At 40.2% G+C, this 25,735-nt stretch carries 18 protein-coding genes; 9 read left to right on the forward strand and 9 right to left on the reverse strand.

Going from position 1 to position 25,735, the window contains the following annotated elements:
• Positions 1–68 precede the first annotated feature (68 nt).
• The 7 genes from BCL90_RS04625 to BCL90_RS04655 all read left to right on the forward strand — a co-directional run bounded on the left by BCL90_RS04625 (position 69) and on the right by BCL90_RS04655 (position 8,845).
• On the forward strand, positions 69–1,526 hold the full coding sequence (locus BCL90_RS04625; protein ID WP_121282837.1) for an alpha/beta hydrolase: 1,458 nt from the start codon (positions 69–71) through the stop codon (positions 1,524–1,526).
• Between the two features lie 5 nt (positions 1,527–1,531).
• Positions 1,532–2,320, forward strand: a complete 789-nt coding sequence (locus BCL90_RS04630; protein WP_121282838.1) for a caspase family protein — start codon at positions 1,532–1,534, stop codon at positions 2,318–2,320.
• An 11-nt stretch (positions 2,321–2,331) separates the two neighbouring features.
• Positions 2,332–3,972, forward strand: coding sequence for a hypothetical protein (locus BCL90_RS04635; protein ID WP_121282839.1), 1,641 nt, complete (start codon positions 2,332–2,334; stop codon positions 3,970–3,972).
• Positions 3,973–4,968: 996 nt separating this feature from the next.
• Positions 4,969–6,102, forward strand: coding sequence for a hypothetical protein (locus tag BCL90_RS04640; RefSeq protein WP_121282840.1), 1,134 nt, complete (start codon positions 4,969–4,971; stop codon positions 6,100–6,102).
• A 554-nt stretch (positions 6,103–6,656) separates the two neighbouring features.
• Positions 6,657–7,238 carry a Crp/Fnr family transcriptional regulator gene (locus BCL90_RS04645; protein ID WP_121282841.1) on the forward strand — a complete coding sequence of 194 codons (582 nt, stop codon included), beginning with the start codon at positions 6,657–6,659 and terminating at the stop codon, positions 7,236–7,238.
• Positions 7,239–7,496: 258 nt separating this feature from the next.
• Positions 7,497–8,387, forward strand: coding sequence for an MBL fold metallo-hydrolase (locus BCL90_RS04650; protein ID WP_121282842.1), 891 nt, complete (start codon positions 7,497–7,499; stop codon positions 8,385–8,387).
• Between the two features lie 68 nt (positions 8,388–8,455).
• The gene (locus BCL90_RS04655; protein WP_121283450.1) at positions 8,456–8,845 is read left to right on the forward strand and encodes a nuclear transport factor 2 family protein; all 390 of its coding nucleotides are present in this window, start codon (positions 8,456–8,458) and stop codon (positions 8,843–8,845) included.
• Between the two features lie 189 nt (positions 8,846–9,034).
• Here the strand turns inward: BCL90_RS04655 and BCL90_RS04660 are convergent, their stop codons facing one another.
• The 5 genes from BCL90_RS04660 to BCL90_RS04680 form a co-directional block, all read right to left on the reverse strand.
• On the reverse strand, positions 9,035–9,487 hold the full coding sequence (locus BCL90_RS04660; protein ID WP_121282843.1) for a nuclear transport factor 2 family protein: 453 nt from the start codon (positions 9,485–9,487) through the stop codon (positions 9,035–9,037).
• Between the two features lie 72 nt (positions 9,488–9,559).
• On the reverse strand, positions 9,560–11,182 hold the full coding sequence (locus BCL90_RS04665) for a serine hydrolase domain-containing protein (RefSeq protein ID WP_121282844.1): 1,623 nt from the start codon (positions 11,180–11,182) through the stop codon (positions 9,560–9,562).
• A gap of 82 nt (positions 11,183–11,264) precedes the next feature.
• A complete protein-coding gene (locus BCL90_RS04670) occupies positions 11,265–12,071 on the reverse strand; it encodes a helix-turn-helix transcriptional regulator (RefSeq protein WP_121282845.1) in 807 nt (268 codons plus the stop codon).
• 257 nt (positions 12,072–12,328) lie between these two features.
• Positions 12,329–12,709 carry an endonuclease domain-containing protein gene (locus BCL90_RS04675; RefSeq protein ID WP_121282846.1) on the reverse strand — a complete coding sequence of 127 codons (381 nt, stop codon included), beginning with the start codon at positions 12,707–12,709 and terminating at the stop codon, positions 12,329–12,331.
• A 270-nt stretch (positions 12,710–12,979) separates the two neighbouring features.
• Complete coding sequence (locus BCL90_RS04680) at positions 12,980–13,360, reverse strand: endonuclease domain-containing protein (RefSeq protein ID WP_121282846.1); 381 nt, start codon at positions 13,358–13,360, stop codon at positions 12,980–12,982.
• A gap of 214 nt (positions 13,361–13,574) precedes the next feature.
• Here BCL90_RS04680 and BCL90_RS04685 point away from each other — a divergent pair, with 214 nt between their 5' ends.
• Both BCL90_RS04685 and BCL90_RS04690 read left to right on the forward strand, forming a co-directional pair.
• Positions 13,575–14,675, forward strand: a complete 1,101-nt coding sequence (locus BCL90_RS04685) for a serine hydrolase domain-containing protein (protein WP_121282847.1) — start codon at positions 13,575–13,577, stop codon at positions 14,673–14,675.
• Positions 14,676–15,415: 740 nt separating this feature from the next.
• Entirely contained in the window at positions 15,416–16,783 is a 1,368-nt protein-coding gene (locus tag BCL90_RS04690; protein ID WP_121282848.1) for a DUF6055 domain-containing protein, read from the forward strand.
• A gap of 572 nt (positions 16,784–17,355) precedes the next feature.
• Here the strand turns inward: BCL90_RS04690 and BCL90_RS04695 are convergent.
• The 4 genes from BCL90_RS04695 to BCL90_RS04710 all read right to left on the reverse strand — a co-directional run bounded on the left by BCL90_RS04695 (position 17,356) and on the right by BCL90_RS04710 (position 25,701).
• Positions 17,356–19,878 (reverse strand): zinc-dependent metalloprotease, encoded by a 2,523-nt coding sequence (locus BCL90_RS04695; protein ID WP_121282849.1) that lies wholly within the window; start codon positions 19,876–19,878, stop codon positions 17,356–17,358.
• Between the two features lie 29 nt (positions 19,879–19,907).
• The gene (locus BCL90_RS04700; RefSeq protein WP_134380571.1) at positions 19,908–20,645 is read right to left on the reverse strand and encodes a hypothetical protein; all 738 of its coding nucleotides are present in this window, start codon (positions 20,643–20,645) and stop codon (positions 19,908–19,910) included.
• A gap of 27 nt (positions 20,646–20,672) precedes the next feature.
• Positions 20,673–22,088, reverse strand: coding sequence for a RagB/SusD family nutrient uptake outer membrane protein (locus BCL90_RS04705; RefSeq protein WP_121282851.1), 1,416 nt, complete (start codon positions 22,086–22,088; stop codon positions 20,673–20,675).
• 163 nt (positions 22,089–22,251) lie between these two features.
• Positions 22,252–25,701, reverse strand: coding sequence for a SusC/RagA family TonB-linked outer membrane protein (locus BCL90_RS04710; RefSeq protein WP_166792173.1), 3,450 nt, complete (start codon positions 25,699–25,701; stop codon positions 22,252–22,254).
• Between the last annotated feature and the right edge of the window lie 34 nt (positions 25,702–25,735).

Below are 25,735 nucleotides of genomic sequence, written 5' to 3' on the forward strand. Positions count from 1 at the left end.
CCATTTGTAAAAGGCTATTTTTTTAAAGCCTGATATTGCATTTTTACATAACCGTAAATAACATTTATATGGCATCTATCAACGAAAAAGATTTTATTATCAATGTAGGGCCTGGGGGCACCTTCCAAAAGTCAGGTAAGTACCAAACTGTCCCTGAAGATATTGATCGCATGTTCGAAAAATTTCAGCGCGAAGATGCAGGCAAAATTGCTGTTTTTTTTCACGGAGGACTGGTTGACGAAGCCAATGGTGTAAAAGCTGCTCGGAATATGTACCCGGTAATTTCGGAAGCCGGTTGTTCACCCGTCTGCTTTGCCTGGGAGACAGGGCTTGTGGAAACAATCGGTAACAATCTCACCAAGATCTCCGAGACTACTTTATATAATAAGTTGATAAAACTTATCCTCAAACGGGTGACAAAGAAATTGGGAATCATATCGGTTGTGGGCCGGGGCGGGCAAAATGGATTCACTGAAGAGCAGATACAGGTGGAGCTCATGAAACAGGAACCTTTTGCTGATTATAATCAGCCAGGCACTGCCGGGCGCTCTGGTAATATAAGTACCCCAGAGGAGCTTGCGGGCAGAGAGCCTTTCCTGGAAGCTGAGCTTGCACAGGAATTTGAAGCAGATGTAGCGGGTGACCTCGAATTACAACTCGCGATCCAGAAAACACAGGTTACCACGATGGAAACAGAATTGGTTACAGGGGGCAGGGGAGTAATTAGTTTTGTCGGTTTCGTTGCTCACGCCGTCAAGATTGCTTATCGGATCATCAACCGCTTTATCCAAAAACGTGATCACGGTCTGTTTCCTACCTGTGTGGAAGAAATTTTGCGCGAATTTTATATTGCCGAAATTGGGGCATGGGTATGGAAAGGCATGAAAGATAAAGCTGATGGGATGTGGGAATCTAATGAAGGGCGTACAGGTCTCAACCAGTTAGCAGGGCGCTATTTTCTGGATAAACTTGCCGCGTATAAAAAAGCTAAGCCCTTAACAAAAATTCATCTCATTGGCCACAGCGCCGGATCAATTGCCATCTGTCATCTGCTCCGTCATACCAGTACGATCAATGATAGTTTTAGATACAATCAGTTATTGTTCTTAGCACCGGCGTGCCGGGCTGATTTGTTTAAGAAAGAAGCAATTGATCATTTGGGACGTTATGATGATCTGCGAATTTTTACAATGACTGACGATAATGAATGTAGAGATAAGATGGTCCCATATTTTTATACCCATTCTTTATTATATCTGATTTCAGGGGTACTGGAAGATGAGGGCAAATCATTTGATGCCCACATCCTGGGCTTACAACGGAATATCGGGTTTGCTGATCCATATAATGTTCCAGAATTAAGTGCAATCCATGATTATTTGTATGAAGATGGGGCTTATCGTGTGTCATTTTCTGAAAACTTGGCAACTACACCTGCAGGCATGGGTACTTCAGCCCTGAAGCATGGGGATTTTGACGATGATGCGGCTACAAAGAACAGTATCACCACGATTTTGAGTTTATAATAGCTATGGCAAATTACGCGATTATTATTGGGATTAACCACTACACCGCGCCTGATAAGCAGGGGCTGAAAGCGTTGAAAGGTGCGGTAAACGATGCGCAAAAAATTTATGAATGGATTATCGGCCCTGGAGGTGTACCACCTGAGAACTGTCGGCTCATCCAGTCAGTTGCAGACCCGCTTAATCCAATAAAGAACCAGGTTGACCACGCGATCGCCGATATCGTCCGGATGGTTGTGACAAAGGATAATAAAAATGCAGACCGTTTGTATTTTTATTTTGCCGGACATGGGATGGGCGTGCAGATCGACCGTGAAAATAATGGGCTGTGTATGGCTGATTGGGATGAATACATGCGTGATTCCGCAACTTTGTCTTCCAGTGAATACAAAAAAAAGTTCATCAACGAAGGACTCTTTAAGGAAGTTGTTATATGGCTGGATTGCTGTCGTACGACTAAACTTTTCCTCTCTCCACAGCCTGGACCGGGCATTGTACCTCTCGGTCAAAATAATAATCCGCGTATGATGCTTGCTTTCGGTACCGAGTTCAAAAATGAAGCTTTTGAGGCAGAGTTTTCCATAGGCAATGATCTGGAAACCAGGGGGGTATTTACCAGGGTGCTTTTGGATGGTTTGATAGATCTTGCCCGCAATGAGAGGGGTAAAGTAGACGCAAATGATCTTATGGATTATCTGGATTTTTTTGTTCCCAGAGCAGCGCAGCAGGCAGGCTTCAGTCAGGAACCTGAGTTTTACACCAATTTAACAAAGGTCAAAACAATTATGTTTTAAAAGTTGAAATTATGTTACAGCCAACTAGTCCATTAAGACAAAGTAACCAAAGCACCTGTATTTCTTCAGAGAATAAGGAACTAACCGGAGAAGTCAACATCAGGATTTATCTTTCTGAAACATTTGCATATGTTACCCAGGTTACCCTCTTTACGGCGGGATTGAAAAAGATCGATGAACGTAATAATCATTATGGTTTTGATGATATCTTTGTCGACTATCGCGGTAAGCCAGGTCATTATGTTATCAGGCTCCAGGTCAACGGTAGGATAACAGACACAGATCTCTTGGTAGATGGGGACACAATATGTGCGGTCGGCACAATCAGGTATAAAGCTGATGTTATACTTCGGACCCCGGAACTTTATTCTGCAGCACTCTTAAATGGGGAAATGAGTTATGCCTCCTCACATGAATACTTCATGCAGCCTGCTGTCTCAATGAGCGACAGCGACACATTTACGAATTTCGACGACCCAAAACCTAATTGCGGACTTTTTATATTCTTGCGTTATCCAAATAGCGAGAGGTACAGTCAGGTGCCTTTAGCAGATGAGATCTGGTCCAAGTTTGAACTATTGGATTACAGGGGACTGCCACTGATCAGATTCCCTAACCACACCACGCAGCATGATGGACTAGGTGATTCACCTAACCAGGGCTGGCTGGCTTTTTCTGCTTTGCTGAGACCTGGTATGTATTTTTTGAAATATTCGGGAAGTGATCCACGGACAGTTCCCATCTATATTTACGAAAATTGGTATACACAGTTTTTTATGACCGTTAACGAAGCACCGCTCTATGGCTCTATCCGGATCTTTCTTGCTAAAAAACGCAAATTTAATCCCAATGATAAATTGCATTTTTACATTGATGTTTGCCTAGATAAGATTAGTAATGGTGACTTTAGCCTGAATCCGCATTTGCTAGATAAGATTGCTTATGGGAAATGGGAATCGCCTATGCTCGGAATGCTTGGTGCCTACCTTTATTTAAGCGGTAATGAAACCAAAAACGATAATTTATTTCAAAAGATCGTTTACAATCTTGAAAATGCCATCTTAAAAAATAGTAGCAATAGCCCTGATATCTGGGCGCTTAATCTTCTTAGTTACCAGCATTTCAATAAAACGTTACCCGGAGATCAGCCTGTGGCCTGTCCTGGCCTTCCCATGCTTCGTGTAGCTTTTGACACAACCCGACGCGCAGCAGCAATCTATCCCAGTCTAATTAAACAAGGTGATGTCAAGGATTTTGTAACAGAAAACCAGGTATTTGATTCACCTTATAACACATTTACCAGTCTGCCACAGCAACAGTTTAGCACGTTATTGGCGGATGAGAATTCGCTGGACATTTCTTTTGAAAATCTTAAATTAAATGCCTTTCCAGTCGTCAATAACTTAAAAGATTATCTTGATCAGCGGAATGACTCCGTTATTACATTAGAATCTATTTCACCACCTTCCAATTCAGATATTAATGAAAAGTTGCCTCAACTGTTAAAAAACCGTTCGAAGATTGGAAGATTTGGCGGCGCTGTTATCAATGCCTTGGTAAAGGATCCGTCTTTGAGCACTGAACAGATCGCTGAGCAATTGATGTTGCCTGTCAATACTGTGGCAAGGGTCCGTGAAAAATTAGGTATATAAGACTTGAACATCGTTATAGCTAGATAAACCATTGTTGTCGTGAAAAGGATTCCAAGCAAAAGCCCAACTATCAAATTGCTAGTTACTTATTCAAATACCGCCTAAAAATTTAAAGACTTATGTTCAAAGGTACCATCGCTCGAATAAAACGTTGGTATTTCGAGACAGTGAAAATAGATCTCAAAAAAATCTAATCATCCTGAATATTAATCAACTATTTCTTGAATTGAAATTTTTCTCGATTTTCTTTTTTGCGCTAACCTTTTTCTTTTTATCGACTATTTTTGGAATCGAAGCTTCATTTTCTTTTCTCAATTTCATCAATTTTCCAAGGTCATCATACTCTGTTATTTTAGTGTCTAATTCCGCAGTTCGCTTCAAATCAGCAAAAAATTTATTGCTGATTTTTAGTGTTGTTGATGCTTTATTGGGTAAAGACTTTTTAAGAAGTTTTTGACTGTTTTTTAAAAAAAAAAATATTTGTTTTTCAGATAGATATGTTCGGTGATTTCGTTTGCTAAAAATGCTCGATATCGACCTCCATCGTATTCCATTTTTTCTGGAAAGAGGCAGCTAACCAGGTATCTTTTGCATTCAAGGCTGGAATTTTTATAAAATAAATCAAGATTCGTTAATTTTTTATTGCCCTCCCTGCAATTGGCTTTATGTTCAAGATTGCCTTATTGTTGGTGTTAATCTCTGCGTGCGAAAATCTACCGTGTCAATTCAACTTCTTTTACTTTTTTTGGTCATGCCTTCGGCGAGGAAGAAGGAGATAAGGTCACCGTCCTTGAGTATCACAAATTTAATATCGGTAAAGACAATAAACTTCTGAAAGCTAAAATAAAAGAAGCGGTCGAAGAGCTGGTAATTAATGAAGTTTTAAGCAATCTCCGTGTTTCAGAAGTTCTTAGCAATATCGAGGCTCTGGAAAGCAATATCACTTCATCCAAGCGCTCGGAAGATTATAAGCAATATCTGGCTGCCGCAGGAAAAATGCTTTCAAAACTTTCACTCACCAGTTTTGCCGATGAAGTAAATGCCAGGTATTCATTTACCCAGCATGAGCACGCAGTAGAATCCAGATTTGAAACCCTGGAAACAAAATTTGCCGCATCCCCCGATAATGTATCTCCCAGTGAGGAATCGGTAGATTTTACGGGGAATAACGCAGGTTTTGAGGCTCAGATGGATGATGCGAAGAATTATTCAAAAGCTTCAACTGACTGTGCAGAGGAGATTTTTAGCGCAGTTAAAAACAGCAATGGCAGCAGATACTCATCTTTTTATGCAAAATACAAAGATGTAGTCGACAAGATTATTAAAAAAGGTTACAAGGAAACCGCAGGAAAGCTTGTGACAGAATTTTTCGATATGATTGGTGTCGATTTTCCTTTTCTCGATAAATTCATTGATCCGATTATCAATGAACCGATTGTGGCTTATATACAGGCTAAGACAGAAAAAATTTTTAAATATGCAGCAACCGACCAGGGTGAAAAGGCAGATGCTGAAATGAAGAATGTGGCGCCAGAATTCACCGAGCAATTCTCTCAGACGATAAACAACAGTTCAAAGTTCTCAGAGCTCGAAAGTGCAGTTTCTGCTGACCTCAGCCGGTCTGCGCGATTAAGTGAAATCACAAAAGCCCAGCTAAGAACAGAAGTAGCACGCGCAGATGCTCATCTTAAAATCATTTGTACTGAGAGCAGATGGGAGGGGCTTCGTCGCCAGTTTTCCCAGTTGCTAAAGGATGGGGAAGATTTTGGTTCCTTTACAAATGAACAGCTTAATCACTTTAACGATAACCTGAAAGCTTGGGAGGATTTTAAAAACAACCACAAAGTTGAGTGGTATCTATCAAGAGAAAATAACATTGAAGATCTCTTCTACACCTATTCAAGAGATAAAGCCACGATGAAAGCATGCTGGGGGGTCATTCTGCAGCAGCTTGACTTTGATAAAGCCGGATATTATTTTAGTATTATCAGTCCGGAAAAAGGAGTCATAGCCAAACCTTATAATCTTCTACGATACTACTATGGGAGTACCGGAAAAATTTCCCAGATGAATACCCTTTATGATGATGCGACCGATAATGCAGTAGGGATTGTCTGTCCTCCACACTAGACAAACGTTTTTTTCGCGATAAACTACTATCAGTTAGAATGTCAACTTTTTTGGTTCAAAGTTTTACGGTGATGGTTTCATTGAAGAGGTTATTTTCTAAAATTTTAGTTCAAATCATATAAATCCTTTCAACTTTAAATCGTCCACTGTGGGCTCAATAAGCAATAAAAAGGCTTTTAAATATTGAAAGTATTCCCGATTATCGGTACTTAACGGGAAATCAAGTTTTTTAATCCTGGCTCCGGTTTTTTTATTTCCTATTGATTTGTGCTTTAGTAAATATGATTACTAAAAATCATTAATTTATTAAGTTTTGAAAGCACAAGTCAGCCATAGCAGTTCCCCAACGACTAAGACTTGCGCCAGGAAAGGATAGATTTGCCTGCCTTAGCAGCAATCAACCAGATCTATGGGCTAAACCCGCAGTACCTATTCAAGATAAGCTAAATGTTTATGAAGAAAACAAAGCAGACTTTTTATTAGTTTAGCGTTATTAAAATCAAATCTCCGCAGATATCTTAACAACTGCTATTTATCTGATGGGCACAGACTTTATGAAAGAGCTTCTCAAACAAAATATCTCCAGTCACATATCCATTTCAGAAGATGAAAGAGATCTGTTCTGCGACCTCTTTGAGCATAAACTGATCAAAAAAAAGAGTTTTCTACTGGCAGCGGGTGAAATCTGCAAATTTGAAGGATTTGTGGTGAAAGGACTTTTTCGTGTATATCACTTAGATAAAAATGGTTTTGAAAATGTACTGTATTTTGCAATGGAGAATTGGTGGATCACCGATATTGATAGTTTTACCAATGAGAAACCTTCCCAGCTTTATATAGAAGCACTTGAAGATAGCGAAGTACAGCTCATTTATAAAAAGGATAAGGAATTTGCCTATACCAATCTTCCTAAAATAGAAAAACTATTCAGGATCATGACCCAAAAAACCCATGTTGCCCTGCAAAGGAGGATGATTGATAATTTAAGTAAAACTGCCGACCAACGCTACCTGGATTTTATTGAGAAATATCCGCAGTTATTGCAACGACTGACCAATCTTCAGATTGCTGCATATTTGGGCATCAGCCATGAATTTTTGAGCAAAATCAGAAAGAAAATAGTCAATGCCGGTTAGGTGCCGGTACATACCTTGAGGCTTGCCTCGGGGATAAAAGCGGAAAGTTTGAAAACGAAGAGTTTTCATAAAACAAAAAATTAAACGCTGTTCCACCGATACCTCAGGACTCAATGCCGTTATTTAAGCCATTGGCACAGGTAAAAAACCTTAAATAATAACATTGCCCCGGGGCTTGCCCGGGGTTATTTATTGAACTTGTTCAATCTTTTTGACCTGGGAAGGAGCGCATCTTTGTATTGTCAATTAAACAAAGGTATGAAATCAATTATCACAACATTATTCTTAACAATTTTAATCTCATCTACAATGGAAGCAAATGCACAAAGTTTCAAAACTGTTGAAACCCCTAATTTAAAACTGGAAGTTTATAACGCATCAGAAAATGCTTTTGGTGTAGCATCGGTAATCGTTTCGGGCAAAACAGATGCCGTATTGATCGACGCACAGTTTACCCTGGCAGATGCCGAAAAAGTAGCTTCGGAAATCAAAAAATCTGGAAAGAAATTAACCGTTATTTATGTTTCCCACGCCGATCCGGATTACTATTTCGGACTGGAAGTATTTAAAAAATATTTCCCGGAAGTTACTGCTTATGCATCACCTGCAACAGTAGAGGCGATCAAAGCCACTTCACAAAAAAAACTGGACGTTTGGGGTGAGCGGTTGGGTAAAGCCATTACTTCTAATGTGATACTGCCTCAGGTTTTAAAAGGAAATAACATTGACTTAGAGGGGCAGAAACTTGAAATATTAGGATTGGATGAATTTCCAGCCAAAACTTTCGTTTGGGTTCCTTCCATCAAGGCTGTAATAGGTGGTATTAATGTTTTTGGAACTACTTTTAACCTTTGGATGGCCGATGCGCAGACAGCAGATGCCCGCAAAAACTGGATTACTGTTTTAGATAAAATCGAAGCTTTACATCCTTCAATCGTTATTCCTGCACATGCCAACAATGCAAGCCCATTTGACGTTAGCGCAGTAAAACATACCAAAAGCTATATCCAGTTCTACGAAGAAGCATTAAAAACCAACAAAACTTCTGAAGAATTGATCAAAGCGATTAAGGCGAAATATCCGGCGCTTACTTTTGAAACTGCATTGCAAATTGGCGCCAAAGTAAATACTGGCGAAATGAAATGGTAAAACTTAAAATCATATTCAGCCTGATGGTGCTTTTTGCAGCGTCAGGCTGTTTATCAAATCAAAAGAAAATGACAAATCTTGAAATTGTAAAAAGCACTTATGAAGGTAAAACTTCGGAAGAAAATGGCAACAATCTTGCTAAATATGTAGCGGATGATATCTCTTGGACCGAAGCTAAGGGTTTTCCCTATGCAGGCACCTACATCGGACTGGCAGAAGTAACCAAAAACGTTTTCAGCAGATTAGGAAGTGAATGGATCGATTATAAATTCACACCTGAAGAATATGTAGCCAGCGCAGACAATGTAGTGGCCTATGGAACCTATACCGGAACCTATAAAATTACTGGTAAACCATTTAAAGCAAGAGTGGCCCACGTTTGGAAACTGAAGGACGGAAAAATAATCAGTTTCGAGCAGTTTGTAGATAGCCAGCTGGTAAATGATGCAATGAAATAAGCTCAAAATAATGGGCATTGTTCAATTATTCCTACTCATGCTTAGTTGGTAAGGGCGAATAGCAAATTAGTTTAGAACAACTTAGTTATTGTTGTAAATGAAGCTTATAGTTCAGCTATACGAAGCCTGTAAAATTGGAATTAATATTAATTACGGATAGCAATTAACCTTTGGGGTAGGGCTGTTAATTTAATGTTGGCTGGTGTCTTTAAACTGCCATAACACATTGATTATTTTCCAGCTTCCATTTAGTTTGACGATGTGCAGGTAGTCTATCCATTGATCAGCAATTAATTTTACGGATGCAGTCCGTTCTGAAACATCCAGCAATTTTACTTCTTTTTTTGGGGAGGGCGGAAACTTATCATTGTTTTTATTATAGCTTTCGGCCAGTAGAACCATAGATTCTGTGGTTGTTTCCCGAATATAGTCTTTTCCTGTTGCCTTATCTTTCCAAAATGTTCTCTTTACCATTCTTGGATGCAAGGCACCTTCCATTTGTGCTGGGTTTGGTTTGTGCTGTGATTCGATATAATCGAGGGCTGTTTGCCTTATTTCGATGCTGTCTTGTTTCGTTTGCGAAAAGATAGCGTTGCTTATGAAAATAAGTGTAATGGTAAATAAGAGGGATTTTACAGTCATTTATTTTGGATTTTTTGTTTAACAAACGGTTTTCATCAGTTCTGGCTTATTGGTCAGCATTCATCTTTAAATTTAATTTGTTGCAACTGGATGCAATACTGCCGGAAGAATATATTTTTCCAAAATCTGATCTGCCTGTTGATGGGCAAAAGAAGTTCCATACGCCGATGCATTAACCACTACCACCAGGTCAATTTGCTTAAAGATGTAAATTTTATTTCCACCATTTCCGGAGCTGTACCAGACTTCCAGATTTTTGCCGTCGATTTTAATGGTCTTATTCCAGAAAAGAAACCCATAAAAGCCCGGCCTATCCGCAGGGAGGGTTTGCAAATGGCGGAAGGACTTGTTTACCCACGATTTGGGAACAATTTGCCTGCCTTTCCAGAGGCCCTCATTGCAGTAAAGTTGCCCGAACTTCGCAAAATCTAATGCTTTTAGGCGTAGTCCTCCACCGGTGAATGGTTTACCCATAGGCGTACGTGCCCATTCGAGCGAGTCGATCCCCAGTGGGTCAAATAATTTCTTTTTCGCATAAGGCTCCAAACCGCCTGGTATCACTTTATCCATGATATCTCCGAGAAGCATTGTGCCAACAGTGAAATAAGACCATTGTTTCCCATTCTGCTTGTTTACTGCCATTGGCAGATCAAGCGCAAATTTGACGTAATCGGCAGTAGGATACATATTTTCTTCATTGCCGGGAGATTCCATCACTTCGTCATTTCCATCAAAAGCAGCGCTCATTGTTAACAGATCAACAAGTTTTACACTATCCTTTTTCGCAGATGGGTGGTCGTATTGCTTTAAATTGTAAAATTCACCCAATTTCTGCTGTTCTGATTTAAGGTACCCGTCTCTAATGGCCAAACCAAGTAAAGTACTTGTAAAGGATTTGCTAACTGAACGCGGATCGTGAAGGCTTGATCTGGAAGAACCGTTAAAATACTCTTCCAATAATAGGGAACCATTTTTTATCACAACAATTGAATTGATTTTTTTGTAAGACTGATCGAGTATTCTGGTATTGAGCTGTACAATTAGCTCCTGATTATACTTTCCTTTATACAACGGCCAACCGCTGTCTAGTTTAATCGGTTGGGGTTTTATTAATTCTGCATCAATGGGAGGAAGGATTCTGGTCATGTTAATATCTGCTGCAAGCAAAATCGGCGAATAGATTCTATGGCCTGCATCGATATAGACCCTGATTTGGATGCTCAGTTTTTTTGGTGTCTGTCCGAATAAACTTATGCCCGAATTAATCATAAAACGGTCCCACATATTCAGGCTCCACAGCCCGGATCTGCTCCCGCTAATTAAGACTACCGGGAGTGGTTTTCTAACGATTTTATCCTGTAAAAGAATGGCGCCGGGATGTAAATCTTCCTTATAAACGGGTTTGCCCTCTATCAAAAAGGAAAACTGAAAATTTCCGATTTTTAAGGCCGAATCGGCGGGTAGGCCGGGCGCCAGCTTTTCGAGTTCCTCAGCAAGTGATTTTCCGGTATTAAGCTTGAGGTAAAGGTCTTTATTACTTCCAATATTATAACTGGTAATAGCGGATTCTTTTGATATAGAATCAGTTAGGTTAGGCCGATGATCGAGAAACTCCAGGTTTTTTAATTGAGCGCTTGCGGTAAAGCAAAGGCCAATGGATGCGGCAAATACGGTTAAAAATAAAAATTGCTTCATAAGAAAATATTACCCGGCAAGGTTAGCTTTTTTGGATTCTAAAAAATAGTACAGAATTAACATGCAAAAACTTATTCTATTTTCATTTTAAGTAACGCTGATATTGATGTGGGGTAAACTGAAACTCTTCTTTGAAACACCGTATAAGATGAGCCTGGTCGTAAAAGCCACATTCAAAAGCAATCTGGATAGCAGATTTTTTTCCGGCATTGAGTTCGGCAGCTGCCCGGCAAAGCCTGATGCTTCGGATATATGCTCCAAGGTTACATCCAAAATACTTTGGAAAGTATCTGGATAGATGGACTGGGTGTATGCCTATGGTGCCGGACAAAGATTCGAGAGAATGACTTTGATTAGAAGTATCATGAAGGATTTGGTTAATTTTATCAACCCATTCCGGAGGTTGTTTATATCTGTGGTAATTCGTATTGCTGGAAAGCCTGTCTACCACATTAAGGGCGAGCGCATGAAGCGATAGTGGTGTGGTATCATCGGGGTTTTTAGTAGAAATTAAGATTTGATGGAAGAGTGATTTTATCAGGGGATTGATTACTTCAAGGCTGCCTTCGGCCATATTTTTGCCAGCAAATTCCAAAAGCCATTTAGCAGACAATTCCAGGTGCATTCCCCTGGTGTAGCCCTTAGGCTTTACATTGTAATGCGGTTCCTGGCAATTATGGAAAAGTAAAGTGCCCGGAACACATTTATGGTGATCTTTTTTATTTATTTCAGAAACCTTGCCAGCGATTAGGAAAGTAAAGTAAGCATTGTCATGATAGTGCCAATCAACGAATTCGTGAGTGTATTCCGTGTTGGTGATGATGAGCCCATCCAATTCGATGGTTTGATCAGTATTACCAAAAAAAATTCCCGATGTGAGCTGTTTCATTAATGATTTTAGCTTTAAGACACAAAAAACAGGTTGGAGTTACAAGTGATTTCTGTCTGTCAATTCCTACTGCCCTGGAGCTATGCCGTTCGAGAGTGATCTAAACGAAGATCACCTTGACAAGTCGTCGTTTTTTTAATGAACCTGCTCCTCTCCAAATCTTCAATCACAGGCTTTATAAGCAATAAAAAGCGATTTAAATGTTCAATTATTCCTGCTGACCGGTATAATCTTATTGGGTAAATCAGCTCCCCTCCTTATTTACAAGGAGGGGCTGGGGGTGGTTTTTTGAAATATGTTCTAATCGTCTCGCATATCAATTCTTCAGATTCAAAAACTTCAGCATTCTCAAATCTGATTACACTAATTCCCTTACTGTTTAAAAAATCAGTTCGTTCTTTATCGTATATTTCTGCTGAATAATCATCATGACTACTGCCATCAACTTCAATAGCTAATTTTTCTGATGGACAGTAAAAATCTAAAATATAATTTCCGACACTGTGCTGGCGCCTGAATTTTTTGCCATCAAGTTTTGAATTTTGCAGATACATCCACATGGTAGCCTCAGCAGGAGTGAGGTTGTTTCTCAGCTCCTTTCTTTTCTCTTTTAGCTGTTTAAGATTATGGATTGCCACATCACAATATAATCATTTTTAAATTAATTTTGCTCATTTACCACCCCCTTGCCCCTCCTAAACTAGGAGGGGAGTAGGAACTGCCGGGGCATGATTAGTTCCTGTTAATTGCGTTTGTATTTTGAACCCTTTAGGCTATACATTTTACAAGATAAAATAGCGTTACTCTTTATTATAAGGATGTGCTGAATAAAGGTTGGTTTCTGGTAATAAGATTTGTAGTTCGAATCTTTTGCTGTATTATCTTACTAGGTAAATCAGCTCCCCTCCTTATTTACAAGGAGGGGCTGGGGGTGGTTTTTTGAAATATGTTCTAATCGTCTCGCATATCAATTCTTCAGATTCAAAAACTTCAGCATTCTCAAATCTGATTACACTAATTCCCTTACTGTTTAAAAAATCAGTTCGTTCTTTATCGTATATTTCTGCTGAATAATCATCATGACTACTGCCATCAACTTCAATAGCTAATTTTTCTGATGGACAGTAAAAATCTAAAATATAATTTCCGACACTGTGCTGGCGCCTGAATTTTTTGCCATCAAGTTTTGAATTTTGCAGATACATCCACATGGTAGCCTCAGCAGGAGTGAGGTTGTTTCTCAGCTCCTTTCTTTTCTCTTTTAGCTGTTTAAGATTATGGATTGCCACATCACAATATAATCATTTTTAAATTAATTTTGATCAGTTACCACCCCCTTGCCCCTCCTAAAACAGGAGGGGAGTAGGAACTACAGGGGGTTGATATGCTAAATTGACCTTTTTTTGTGCTTCTATCGAAATTTGTATATTTACTGAACTAAGGTATCAAATCCCGCCCTTTGGCGATAACTGGCCCATTACCGGCAATTTTAAAGAACATGTTATGAGAAGAACATTTTTTCTGATTTCAATTGGACTGTTATTGTTTAATCTCACATTTGGTCAATCTGCGCAATATAAGCAACTTGACAGCTTATTTGGCGCGCTCTATAAACAGCAAATGTTCAATGGGAATGTGCTGATTGCAGACAAAGGGAAAATCGTATTTGAAAAAAGTTATGGCCTTGCCAATGAGCAAACCGGGCAAAAAATTAATAACCAAACCATATTTGAGTTGGCATCTGTTTCCAAACAATTTACTGCTATGGGAATTGTTTTGTTAGAAAAACAAGGAAAACTGAACTATGACGACAAAATTTCAAAATATATTCCCGAACTAGCTTTCTACGGAAATATTAGCATCAGAAATTTACTTAATCACACTGGCGGGCTTCCCGACTATATAGAATTTTTTGAACAAAAGTGGGATAAAACAAAAATTGCTACCAATCAGGATATTGTAAATGTCTTCGCGAAATACAAACCGGAAGTTATTTTTCAACCCGGCGAAAAATACGAGTACAGTGATACAGGTTATACTTTATTAGCGTTGATCATAGAAAGAGTATCAGGCAGGACATTTGGACAATTTTTGAGTGAAAACATCTTTCAACCATTAAAAATGAAAAATACGTTGATCTACAGAAGTAGATTTGAACCAAAAAAAATAGATAACTATGCTCTTGGTTATGTTACAGATAGCTTAGGACACAAAGTGCTTCCCAATAGTTTTGGGAAAGAATTTTACACTTATTATCTGGATGGAATCGTGGGCGACGGAACAGTAAACGCTACAACAGCAGACCTGTTAAAATGGGACAGAGCACTTTATACCGATAAATTGATAGATTCAAAAGATAAAGAACTCCTATTTAATTCTGTAAAAACCAACGATGGAAAAGAGACCAATTATGGATTTGGGTGGTTCGTAGGGAATTCGAAAAAATATGGCAAAATCGTCTATCATTCCGGAGGTTGGCCAGGGTATTCCACTTATATAGAAAGGCATTTAGATAATGATAAAACGATAATAATCCTGCAAAATCATTCGGAAGCAAAAATAAATTCATTTTTGCAAAAAGTAAGAACGATCTTGTATAATTAATCTTAAAACAAGAAAATGTATGCTTTTTAAGAGACGACCAGGATCGTTGATTCATCCAAATTTTAGTTTTTAGCACTTTCAAATACGCAACTCCTTTTTTTTGTTCGATATTCATCATCCATAATCTTTTACCCTGGTTGTATCCTGTAAGATACCTGAGCTTTTTCATCATTATCTTATCAATTCCGATGTCATATTTCTGCGTTATATGGTGGTATAAGGACTATTTTACCAGATCTTCCATAAACTAAAGGTTCGATCTGATCTTCTTTACATCATCGGGTGCCTCTGTCATTATCGTGCCTATATTGGCCATCACAATGACTGGTAGCTGTCTGCGCCAATTTCATCCTTTGTTGCCTCGGTGCTACTTCCCCCGTGCCGTGTTTTTCTCTGGCAATGGTAAACAGCGGGGAAGCTTAACTAGCAATATATCAATATTTTGCCGCTTTTAGTTAATATACGATCAGAATGGCCGCCTTTTGTGTTGTATATTTAAATATTACATATTTTTTATACAGCACTGTAATAAAATCCGGAATGAAGTGGGCCCACGCCTTACCAATTTATTCTGAATGCGGACGTGTATTGTAAAATCTTTTATTTAAGTATTAACACATCATAAAAATATTTTTCACGAACAGCCTGTCGATCTTCTGAGGGAATCAACCCCATAAAGATGAGTACGCTGTGTGATGAAATTTAATTAATCTATAAACCTAATCAACTAAAAAACCAAAATGAAAAAACAAATTTTATTCTTCCTGATCATTGTATCGTTATCAGGCTGTAAAAATGAATTCAACGCCATTCAGCCCACTAAGCTGCAAAATCAGGCCAGAATGGCAGCAGTTGCGCCCCAAGTTTATATTCCGCAGGCACTGAGCTCGAATGATTTTAATAATTCGGCCAGCACATGGAGTTGGTCAAGATCCCGCACTTCGGATCACTTTATTGTTTTCTGGGCCAAAGGCTATGGCAGTAACGACCCAAATTCAACTGCCGTGCCGGCAGCATATCGGGTGAACATTACTGATCTGCTGACCAAAGCGGAAGGCTTTTTTCAATTAAATGTAACTGAATTAGGTTTTGCTAATTTAGCTACATCCAATCTGAATACATATAAGATGATGATCTTTATCAATTATCAAACGGAATGGCTGGCTACTGGTTCTGGCTATGATAACGTAATTGGCGCCCTGTGGGTTAGCCCAGCTACCATGCAGCCGGTTGGTCATGTAATCGGTCATGAGATTGGACATAGTTTCCAATACCAGGTTTTTGCTGATCAGGGTGTTGGCGGGTTCCGCTATGGGTTTGGTGGCAATGGCGGTAATGGCTTTTGGGAGCAAACAGCTAATTTCCAGGGATTCCAGAGTTATCCGTCGACGGTTTTTACCGCTTATGATTTCACCGTTTATAAGGATAATTACCACCGCCATGTTCACCATGAATTTTACCGTTATGCCAGTTACTTTATCCTCTATTATTGGGAATTTAAAAGAGGGCGCAATTTTATCGGAAGATTATGGCGCGAGTCTCTCCAACCGGAAGATCCTATCCAGGCATATATGAGGCTCAATGGTATTAATATGGCTACTTTTAATGGAGAAATATATGATCAGGCTGTAAGATTTGTGACCTGGGATATTCCTTCACTCCGGACTTACGGTACCAATTACCATGGTGCTCAAACGTGGAATTATACCACGCTAAGTGACGGAAGCTACAAGGTAGCCTATAATCGTGCCCCGGGTACTACAGGTTACAATGTTATCCCTTTAACCGTTCCTGCCGCAGGTACGGTTGTATCAACCTTGTTTACCGGTATGGTTAATGCGGCCGGGTATAATCAGGTGGCAAATCCGGCAAGAGCAGGTTGGCGCCATGGATATGTTGCACTTTTAAATACCGGAGAACGCAGGTATAGCGGCATGTGGACCAACAACGCCACCAGTAGCTTTACTGTGCCGGCTGGTACTGTAAAATTATGGTATGTAGTAACCGGAGCGCCGACTACCTACGCACCACATCCATGGGATGAAAACGAAGCCAATGATGACCAATGGCCTTACAGGGTAAAATTTACGAACAGTTCCGTGTTGTAAGGCATCGCTAAATAATACGTTTTATGTAAATTAAGATTAGGCCGTCTCAAATTCGTTGAGGCGGCTTTTTTTATGTTAGCCTGGTAAATCTTTAAGAATGCTCAACCGAACACATATACACTAACTTGAGTTCGATTAATATTTGACTGTTTTTTTGATTTCTCTGGCCCTTGGGATTGACTGCGTTCTTCGGTAAAACCTGTAATTTATTAAAGCAAGCTAGCAAAACGTATAAAAAACCAAAAGATGTGTCCACAGGATAGGCCTGCGCGGGAATGACGACCATGCTAATGGATTCTGTCAATGAAGAGATTAGAATTTTTCAAATACATCGGAGGATTGATGACCGATATACAAGGGGCGTAATTTCGACCGCAGTGGAGAACCCGAAGGCTCTGCGAAGCAAAATCTTTTACATAGTTCAAAGATTTCTCCATTTCGTCCTAATAAGGTACATTAATTTTTAAACATTAATCGAACTCAGGTTAGTATGATTGTATTTAAATCCGGAACAAAAAAGGGGCAAAATTCTTTTAAAGATTTTTGCCCCTTTTTACTTTTCAAATCGCTGTTTATTTTTCTGGATCCAGCACCTGGTTTATTGTCCGTACAATATCCTGCAGGTGGTATTTCTCTAAACCCTCGCGTTTTGGAAGCACGGCTTCAATATCACCTTTGAGCGCTGTAAAATGCATTTTTACGAGTGTAGAAATGTCATTTGCCTGCACATCAACGATATTGTATTGCTGCATTTGTTGTGCGGTGTAGCCTCCTGCAGCTGTTGCTGTCAGCATTTTTTTCAGGTTATCTACATAAGCTTTCTGGAGGTTACGCCGGTAAAGGTCAATTTGCTGACCATCATAAAGCTCAGACCACACGCCTTTTTTCATATCAGAAAAAAGTTCGTCTATGGTATAAGTTGGGGTTTTGCTTAGCGTGGCATTGAGCAATTTATTTAATGAGCTTACTCCCATAACACTGCCGAGCATATCTTTTTGATAATTTAATATCAGCCGGGTCGGATCGGCAGCGATTTTGCCCGATAACGAACCCTCAATTAACCAGGTTGGGGTGCGGAACAACTGCTGGTTCAAAAAGGAAACGGCCTGCTTTTGAATCTGGGCCGGTACATTTTTATACACCAAACCTGGCTCATCAACAGTCTTTATATCCGTATAAACGCCGGCGATGTTTTTTGCCACGTGTCCCAGGTAGCGTCTGTACTGACTGGCGACTTCGGCATACATTTCTTTTGCATTTCCATAACCTTCATTTTCCTCTTTTGTCCATTCTATCAAATTGGGCAAAATGCGTTTCAGGTTTCTGATGCCGTACTCACTGGCCAGCATGGCATTGTCGCCCAAATCTTCGTTCTGGCTACGCGGATCATTTGCATCCATCTCATTTCCGAACCATAATCTCGGATTTGCAGCCACACGTTTACTGATCAGCTTGCTTAAAGGCCCGTGTTCATCCGCAGCTTTGGTGTACTGGGGCATCCATTTGTAGCCCCATTCAATTGCCCACTTGTCGTAATCTCCAATCCTCGGATAAATCCCTGCTTTCCCAATGTGATCTTCTGGCTGTGCCACGTAGTTAAAACGTGCATAATCCATAATCGAGGGGGTATGTCCATTGGCTTCTACCCATTGCTTGTTGCGCAATAGCTCAACAGGAACAGTAGAGGAAGAACCGTAGTTGTGCATCAAGCCCAAAGTATGGCCAACTTCATGCGAGGAAACAAAACGAATAAGATCACCCATCAGTTTATCGTCAAACTTCTTTCTAGCCCTTGGATCTACTGCTGCGGCCTGGATAAAATACCATTTACTAAGAATGCTCATGACGTTATGGTACCAGTTCACATGGGTTTCCAGGATCTCGCCACTACGCGGATCGTGCACATTAGGTCCGCTGGCATTTGCAATTACCGAAGGTTTATAAACGATGGCACTATGGCGCGCATCATCAATGCTCCAGGTAGAATCTTTCGGCGCTTCCTTTGCGATGATGGCATTTTTGAAACCTGCCTTTTCAAAGGCAACCTGCCAATCGTTCACACCTGCAATCAAATAAGGAACCCACTTTTTAGGGGTGGCAGGATCAATGTAGAAAATAATCTGTTTTTTAGGTTCTACCAGTTCTCCTCTTTTGTATTTTTCTACATCTGCAGCTTTGGGCTCCAGGCGCCAGCGTGTGATCATCACCTCACGTTTGATCCCTATCGGATTGGCATCAAAATCGACATAGTCGGCCGTAAAATAGCCAACCCTGGAATCTGAAAATCTTGGCTTCATAGGTATTTTAGGCAACAGCATGATAGAACTGTTCAGTTCCAGTGTAGCTGCTGAAGCACCGATTACTGCATCGCCGATAAGCGGGGATTTAGTATAGGTCTTTACGGCACGTACCTCAACATTAAGCGGGAAGGCTTTTACGCTTTCCAGGTACGACCTATCGGCGATGAGTGCACCTAGTGATAAACCTCTTTTCGTAATGGTGTTAAAGTAAAAGAGCTCATTGTCACTGTTAAGGATGTCTGTCATCTCTATTACAGTGCCTTTCATTCCTGAAATTGAATCCTTTGCATAAGCTTTGATGTCAAATGAACTCAGTATAGGTTGGATATTAGAATTCATGACAGACCGGTACATGCCGATACTGTCATTTGATCTTTCTGCAAAGGAGATGCTCCTGATAAATAATTTATGGTTTGGGCCCTTTTCAAATCTGATCACATTTTCATTAATCTGATCGCCTGCATATCCCATCATTAAGCCCCGTACGCCAGCGCCTGATTTACTGATGCGGCTAACAATCAAAATATCTCTCCCCAATAGGGAATCAGCAATTTCAAAAAAATACTTTTGCTCAATTTTGTGGACCTTAATCATGCCAGCGCTTGTGATCGCCTTATCTGTAATGATTTCTTTATAAGGTTTAGGTTCACTTACGGGTTTTGCCGCCTCTATGGTCTTCTTCGCCGGAATAGTGTTCTTCAGGGAGTCTTTGGTTGTTTTCGGAATCTTTTCCTGCCCTTTTACCAGGCTTGCAACCATCAGTAATGTTAAGCAGAGTATTGAAAATTTTTGCATCTAAATATAAGTAATTGGTCTATTGGAATTTAAAAGTAATTGCTCTGAAATATACTGAAGGCATTTCTCCCTGTTCCGCCAGGTACTCCCTTAACCACCAGCGAAATGTTCTTGAAATAGCCGGAAGTTGGCGTAAGTGTTAAGCTAAAATTTGCAATCAGCAATTCACCGGTTGCTGCATTTCGCACTTCAAAATTGTATACCGTTCTGGTGGCAGCTTTGGTTGGGTATTTACTCCATGGGGAAATTTCCCGGTAACCCAATGCTACAGGTGCTGTAACCGACGGAACATTTGCCCGGATAGGGGAGTCTGGCACATTTAACGCATCTTTTAAAATGACTTTCAGCACCGTGCTTTCCGACGACAGGTTCACAAACCGGATGTGCGAAACGCTGTCAGCAGCTACAGGTGTTCTATCCGTCTGGATATAAGGAATATCCACTTCCGCCCGCAATATTGTGTCAGGTTTTAAGGCCGTACCACAAAGATACATGGAGTAATTCATCGGTTTGAGGGTATAAGTCCCGGATAAAAGCACATCCTTACCATCTTTAGAGGAAACTGTTATCATTGCAGGAGATTCTGCCTTAGGGTAAATTAAAACACTGTTTGCAAAATTTAGCGGAGCGTTCAATTTTACGGCATCTTGCCCGGTCCATGCATTTACCACCCTTACTGTTGCAAACCTTTCTTTGCTTTCCTCCTTTTTGCAGGCTCCGATTGCCAGTACAAAAAGAAACATTAAGCTTAAATATCTTATATTCATTTTCTATCTCTTAATTTGACTTCGTGATTAATTTTGTGAAATGCCGGATTTCGTAATTTCATCTAATGGAATCGGCATAGCGTAACGCTTATCATTTGGTGGAAGCGTATAAACCACACCATCTATTTCTCTTGACAGGGTGATATTAGCGCCCTCTACATTCAGGCGCCGCACATCAAACCACCTTGCGCCGCGGTACAACAATTCCCTTCTACGCTCGAGTAAAACGAGGTCAAGTGCTGCTTCCGGAGTTGAGGCGCTGAGTACGGGAGCCAATCCTGCAGGAAAACGCTTTGTAGCCATCATATTCAAAATTTCAAGTGCCGGTTCTACTTCTCTCTTCCGTGCCAGGCACTCTGCCAAAATCAGGTAAACCTCGTCAGTTGCCAAACCGTTAAAGGGCACATAGCGTAAGGCTATATTCTGGTACAAAGCTTTGATATACTTAGCCGGATCGTTAGCACTCCTGATGAAAAAACACAGTTTTAATCTGAGGTCATCTTTATCGTAAAGGGCCATTTGCTTCGCACTCACCTTCGACTTGAAGGTATAACCGTAATCGGAGTAGTTTAAGGCATAAAAATCGTAGCCAACAGAAGCGTCGCCATGAAAAGTAGTATAAATCACTTCCGGATTCCCGCCCTCAAATGGCGTATTGGAATTTACGTCAAGGTTATTGTAGTCAAGCAGTGTTCCCTTGATCTTTAAAGCCTCCCGCGCGCTTTCCATCGCCTTATCGTAGTTCATCATGCCCAAATGAACCCTTGCCAGCAAAGCCAGGGCAGCCACTTTAGAGCCTAATGTCGGTTTTGTAGTGGACTCAGAACTAAAACTCATTTTTGCGGTTTCCAGATCAGACAAGATCTGAGCATAAGTAACCGCTAAGGATGAACGCTGCAAGGGATTATTGGCATTTACCTCCAAAGGCAAAGGGATGCCCGGTGTAACTGCTGCATTTTTCGGATCATAAGGCATTGCAAAAGCCTGTGCAATCTGAAAAAAAGTATGGGCGCGCAGAAAGTAGGCCTGCCCTTTAACATCCCCATATTTTGCCGCATTAGCAGGTGTTTTTGCCAATTCATTTAATCCTGTAATGATGGTGTTGGCGTATAGGAGCGTTTTGTAGGAATTGTTCCAGTCTAAAGAGGTTTGATAAACAGTCGGATTCCAGTTGTAACTGTTGCGAATGGGTTCATCTTTCGACTGCCAGATACTGGTAGATAAATATTCGTATTCATCGCCACAGAACATGGAAAAGCTCTGGGTATTGTTGATTACCGTGAAGTTGTTTAATAGGCCTTCAAAATCGGCCAGGCTTTCCGGGATCAGGTTGGCCATTACCGGCTTTTTATCCAGAAATTCCTTTTTACAGCTTCCTAACAAAACAGATGCGACCAGTACAATAACAAAAAGTGATTTATTATAAAAAAAAGGCTTTTTCATATGTGTAAATTTGTTTTTAATGGTTATGAAGCTATCATGATTTTTTCACAAGTTTCTATCGTGCTTTAGTGTTCAAGAACTCGCAAGCTCGGTTTACTAATTAGTGTTTGTGATTGGCAAAATCATGATGGTTTCATATCTAATTTTTTAATGGAGTAATTGATTACAATGTGGTTCTTAAGCCAAACGAATATTGTCTTGGTGATCTTGCTGAAGTCGGGAAATCCGGATCAATGGGAAGCTTTGTCGACTTCCACAACAGACCAATATTATTGGCATAGGCGTACACCTGGAGACTTTTGAAAGGCAGTCTTTTAAACTTTGTTTTGCTGATATTGTACGAAAGCTGGATATCCTGTAGCCTGAAACTGTCTCCTTTTTCTACCAGTGCATCCGACGAATCATAAGTGAGTTGTGCGTAGTTATTATAAGGATAATTCGTCATTGCCGGAACATTAGTGATCAATTCATCACCGGGTTTTTGCCATCTGTTCGCAAAATCAGAGAAGAAATAATTGCCAAAGAAAAGGCTGTTGTAGTCCAGCGCCTGACGTTTAAAATAATGACCCAGGCGGTAGGCAATTAAAAATGATAAGGATAGATTCTTGTAGTTAAAATCATTTCGGATACCGCCCGAAAATTTTGGAATATTATTTCCGATATATACAATATCCTGCTCATTGGCCGCATTAATTACTGAAGCGAGGTCAGTCGTGGCCACGCCATTGGAATAAATCATAGGTTGACCAAGTCCGTTTAAACCTGCGTAACGGTAAGTGAACAATGCGGAATAGGCATAACCCAACCTTGGAATAGTAGAATTGTTCAATACTGAATTTCTCGGGTTTTGTTTGAGGTCGAGTTTAGTGATCTTATCTATTGCAGAACTGAGATTCAAACTTGTTGACCATGAAAAATCTTTACCGGATATTTGTCTTGAATTGAGGGAGAGGTCGAAACCTTGTGTCTTTACGTCAGCAAAATTCCCGGTAAAATTTATTACACCAACCTGAGGGGCAACGCTCTGTCCGGATATCAAATCGCGGGCATTCTTCCTGAAAAACTCAATACTACCGCTAATCAGGTTGTTCTTGAATCCGAAATCTAATCCCAGGTTCGTTTGTTGTACTTTTTCCCATCTCAATTCTGCATTGGGTGGATTGTTGATCTGATAAAACGATCCCAAACCTGAATTATTTCCTGCTGATAGGCTGGCAATTGTTTTTGCTGAAGCACTAGGACTGGTATTTCCGCTGTAGCCATTAGTGAGGCGTAGCTTTAACATCGGAAGCCAGTCTATATGGTAAAATGATTCGCGGTTAATTATCCAGGCCACACCAGCGGACCAAAGCGGTACCCCTTTTTTATTTGACGCTACACCAAAAAGATTGGATTCGTCTTTACGGGCACTCGCTGAAATAATGTATTTATCGCGATAGGAGTAAGATGCGTTCGCAAATAGTGAAACAAACCGATTGGTGGTATTGTTATTTGCAAATTGTATAGGTATAGTGCTGTTTGCACCACTAAATATAGTTTGATAAATCATATTTTGGTTCACACGCTGATAGGTATCAAACTCTTTAATATAACCAAGCTCTTGCCTTATAGAGCCTACAGTGTTGGTGTTTCGGACTTCCGCTCCCGCCAGCGCCGAAATCTGATGATCAGCCCCCAATGTCTCATTATAAACCAAATTCGCCCTTACGTTGTTGTTATTGTATTTACTGTTTCTAATCAAATTGGTTCCACCATAGGGAAAATTCTGCGTAATTACTCCGGTGGCTGAATTGTAGGTGGTAAACATGTTGATCATTTCGCGTGTTTGAAACGATTCAACATCAAAAATGCTATTAGAGTTGGAAATTCCACTTCCATATTGATAAATGGCACTAAACTGTAAGGTCGGTGTAAAACTATAATTTACATCTGTTTTAATGCTATAATCCTGAATATGATTGGCATTCCTGCCATAATTATATTCATCAAGCGGGATAAAAGTCATATCAATCAGCTTGCCGCCTGCTAAGCCGGAAATTCGTGTTTTTGAATACTTATAAGGAATTTCCAGAGGATTTCCCTGGTCATCTGCCAACCTGGTATAGGGAAAAATTGCACCGGCAGGCAAGCTAAAGTTAGATCCATCCCGTCGCGTGTCAGAAAAAGAAATATCTGCACCAATTTGAAGTTTATTGTTGAAAAAACGGAATCGTTCGCTCAGCATAAAATTCTTCCGGCTTGAGTTGGATTTTTCTGCAGAATGCCCCTTATCAAAACTTCCCGATAGGTAGTATTGATTTTGTGGACCACCGCCCCTGATGCTTAAATTGTATTGCTGATTAAAAATATTATCCTGTGTATAACGGGTCAGGTCATCACGGATATCAGTATTTCTCAGTTGAGCGATCTGCCTTTCTGCTTCAATGGCGCTGATTTTATTACTGCGTTGCTGATCTAAGATACTGACCAATGGGGAAACCACACTCCCGGGATCTGAAAGGGAATAATCATAATAGCCTTTGCCGAACAAAAAGCTTTCTACATCAATAAATTCTGAAGAACTCAGCTGTGGAACAGAATACAGGTCGGACTTGCCAGCCATGGTAAAACTGGTATTTAAGGATACTTGTGGTTGTTGATTCAGTTTACCCTTTTTCAAAGTGATGACCAATACCCCATTTCCTCCTCTCGCGCCCCATATCGAAGTGGCTGCAGCATCTTTCAGAATGGTGACGCTTTCTACATCATTTGGATTGATGGAATTGATGTCTCCTTCAAAGGGATAGTTATCAACTACAACCAGAGGTTCTACTGCAGACCGAATCGTGCTTCGGCCACGAATAGAAAAACTTGCTTCATTGACAGAGTTGGAGGGATTACGCAGCGTCAAAATTCCAGGCGCCATGTTTTCAATCCTATCGATAATATTAGGACTAACCCCCCTGTTAATTACGCTGGAATCTAAAAATTCATAGGATCCTGTAGCCCGCTCTCTGGATATTTTCTGATAACCATTGGATACTACTGCAACTTCCTGTAAGCTTTCTGTATTTACAACCAAAACAATAGGTTGATCGGTAATCGCTTTAGCTGCGATCGTTTTAGCGGTATAGCCCGTGTAAGAAATGATAACCAGGGCATCTTCATCGACATTTTTAATTTCGAAAACGCCCAGTTGATTGGTGATCACACTTCTATTCAAATCTTTCAATTTTACACTTGCACCAGCCAGGGGATTTCCTTTCTCATCCACAACCTTGCCTCTGATGTCCATATTTTTAAAGACATTTATGAATGCGTCGAGCACAGTTTTTTTCTTTTCGGCTACTACGATGGTTTTGTCTTCAATAACATAGTTCATCACAGTGCCTTTTAAGCATACTTCCATGACTTCATCAAGCGATGCACCGCTAAATTTAGCCTGAATGGTTATTCCGGCGTTCAACTTATCGGGTTCCCAAAGCACATGGAAGCCGGTTTGTTTCCCAATTTCTTTAAACACCTGGGCAAGTGTGATTTTGTTTTGGTTTAAAGTAACCTTTTGAGCAAGTGCAGAGGCACTTACCTGCATGATGAAAGCCAATAATAATACAGCAACGAGTTTAATTCGCATGAGCCATTTTCTAAAAATGTGGCACGGAGGACCA

It is taken from the genome of Pedobacter alluvionis, assembly GCF_003664035.1.
Lineage (GTDB): Bacteria > Bacteroidota > Bacteroidia > Sphingobacteriales > Sphingobacteriaceae > Pedobacter > Pedobacter alluvionis.

What these genes read in the sequence shown, in the direction of transcription:
- BCL90_RS04700 (WP_134380571.1), bottom strand. Translation starts at nt 20,645, where the DNA reads ATGAATATAAGATATTTAAGCTTAATGTTTCTTTTTGTACTGGCAATC.
- BCL90_RS04710 (WP_166792173.1), bottom strand. Translation starts at nt 25,701, where the DNA reads ATGCGAATTAAACTCGTTGCTGTATTATTATTGGCTTTCATCATGCAG.
- BCL90_RS04670 (WP_121282845.1), bottom strand. Translation starts at nt 12,071, where the DNA reads ATGAAACAGCTCACATCGGGAATTTTTTTTGGTAATACTGATCAAACC.
- BCL90_RS04640 (WP_121282840.1), top strand. Translation starts at nt 4,969, where the DNA reads ATGCTTTCAAAACTTTCACTCACCAGTTTTGCCGATGAAGTAAATGCC.
- BCL90_RS04685 (WP_121282847.1), top strand. Translation starts at nt 13,575, where the DNA reads ATGAGAAGAACATTTTTTCTGATTTCAATTGGACTGTTATTGTTTAAT.
- BCL90_RS04650 (WP_121282842.1), top strand. Translation starts at nt 7,497, where the DNA reads ATGAAATCAATTATCACAACATTATTCTTAACAATTTTAATCTCATCT.
- BCL90_RS04630 (WP_121282838.1), top strand. Translation starts at nt 1,532, where the DNA reads ATGGCAAATTACGCGATTATTATTGGGATTAACCACTACACCGCGCCT.
- BCL90_RS04695 (WP_121282849.1), bottom strand. Translation starts at nt 19,878, where the DNA reads ATGCAAAAATTTTCAATACTCTGCTTAACATTACTGATGGTTGCAAGC.
- BCL90_RS04705 (WP_121282851.1), bottom strand. Translation starts at nt 22,088, where the DNA reads ATGAAAAAGCCTTTTTTTTATAATAAATCACTTTTTGTTATTGTACTG.
- BCL90_RS04690 (WP_121282848.1), top strand. Translation starts at nt 15,416, where the DNA reads ATGAAAAAACAAATTTTATTCTTCCTGATCATTGTATCGTTATCAGGC.
- BCL90_RS04655 (WP_121283450.1), top strand. Translation starts at nt 8,456, where the DNA reads ATGACAAATCTTGAAATTGTAAAAAGCACTTATGAAGGTAAAACTTCG.
- BCL90_RS04665 (WP_121282844.1), bottom strand. Translation starts at nt 11,182, where the DNA reads ATGAAGCAATTTTTATTTTTAACCGTATTTGCCGCATCCATTGGCCTT.
- BCL90_RS04660 (WP_121282843.1), bottom strand. Translation starts at nt 9,487, where the DNA reads ATGACTGTAAAATCCCTCTTATTTACCATTACACTTATTTTCATAAGC.
- BCL90_RS04645 (WP_121282841.1), top strand. Translation starts at nt 6,657, where the DNA reads ATGAAAGAGCTTCTCAAACAAAATATCTCCAGTCACATATCCATTTCA.
- BCL90_RS04625 (WP_121282837.1), top strand. Translation starts at nt 69, where the DNA reads ATGGCATCTATCAACGAAAAAGATTTTATTATCAATGTAGGGCCTGGG.
- BCL90_RS04635 (WP_121282839.1), top strand. Translation starts at nt 2,332, where the DNA reads ATGTTACAGCCAACTAGTCCATTAAGACAAAGTAACCAAAGCACCTGT.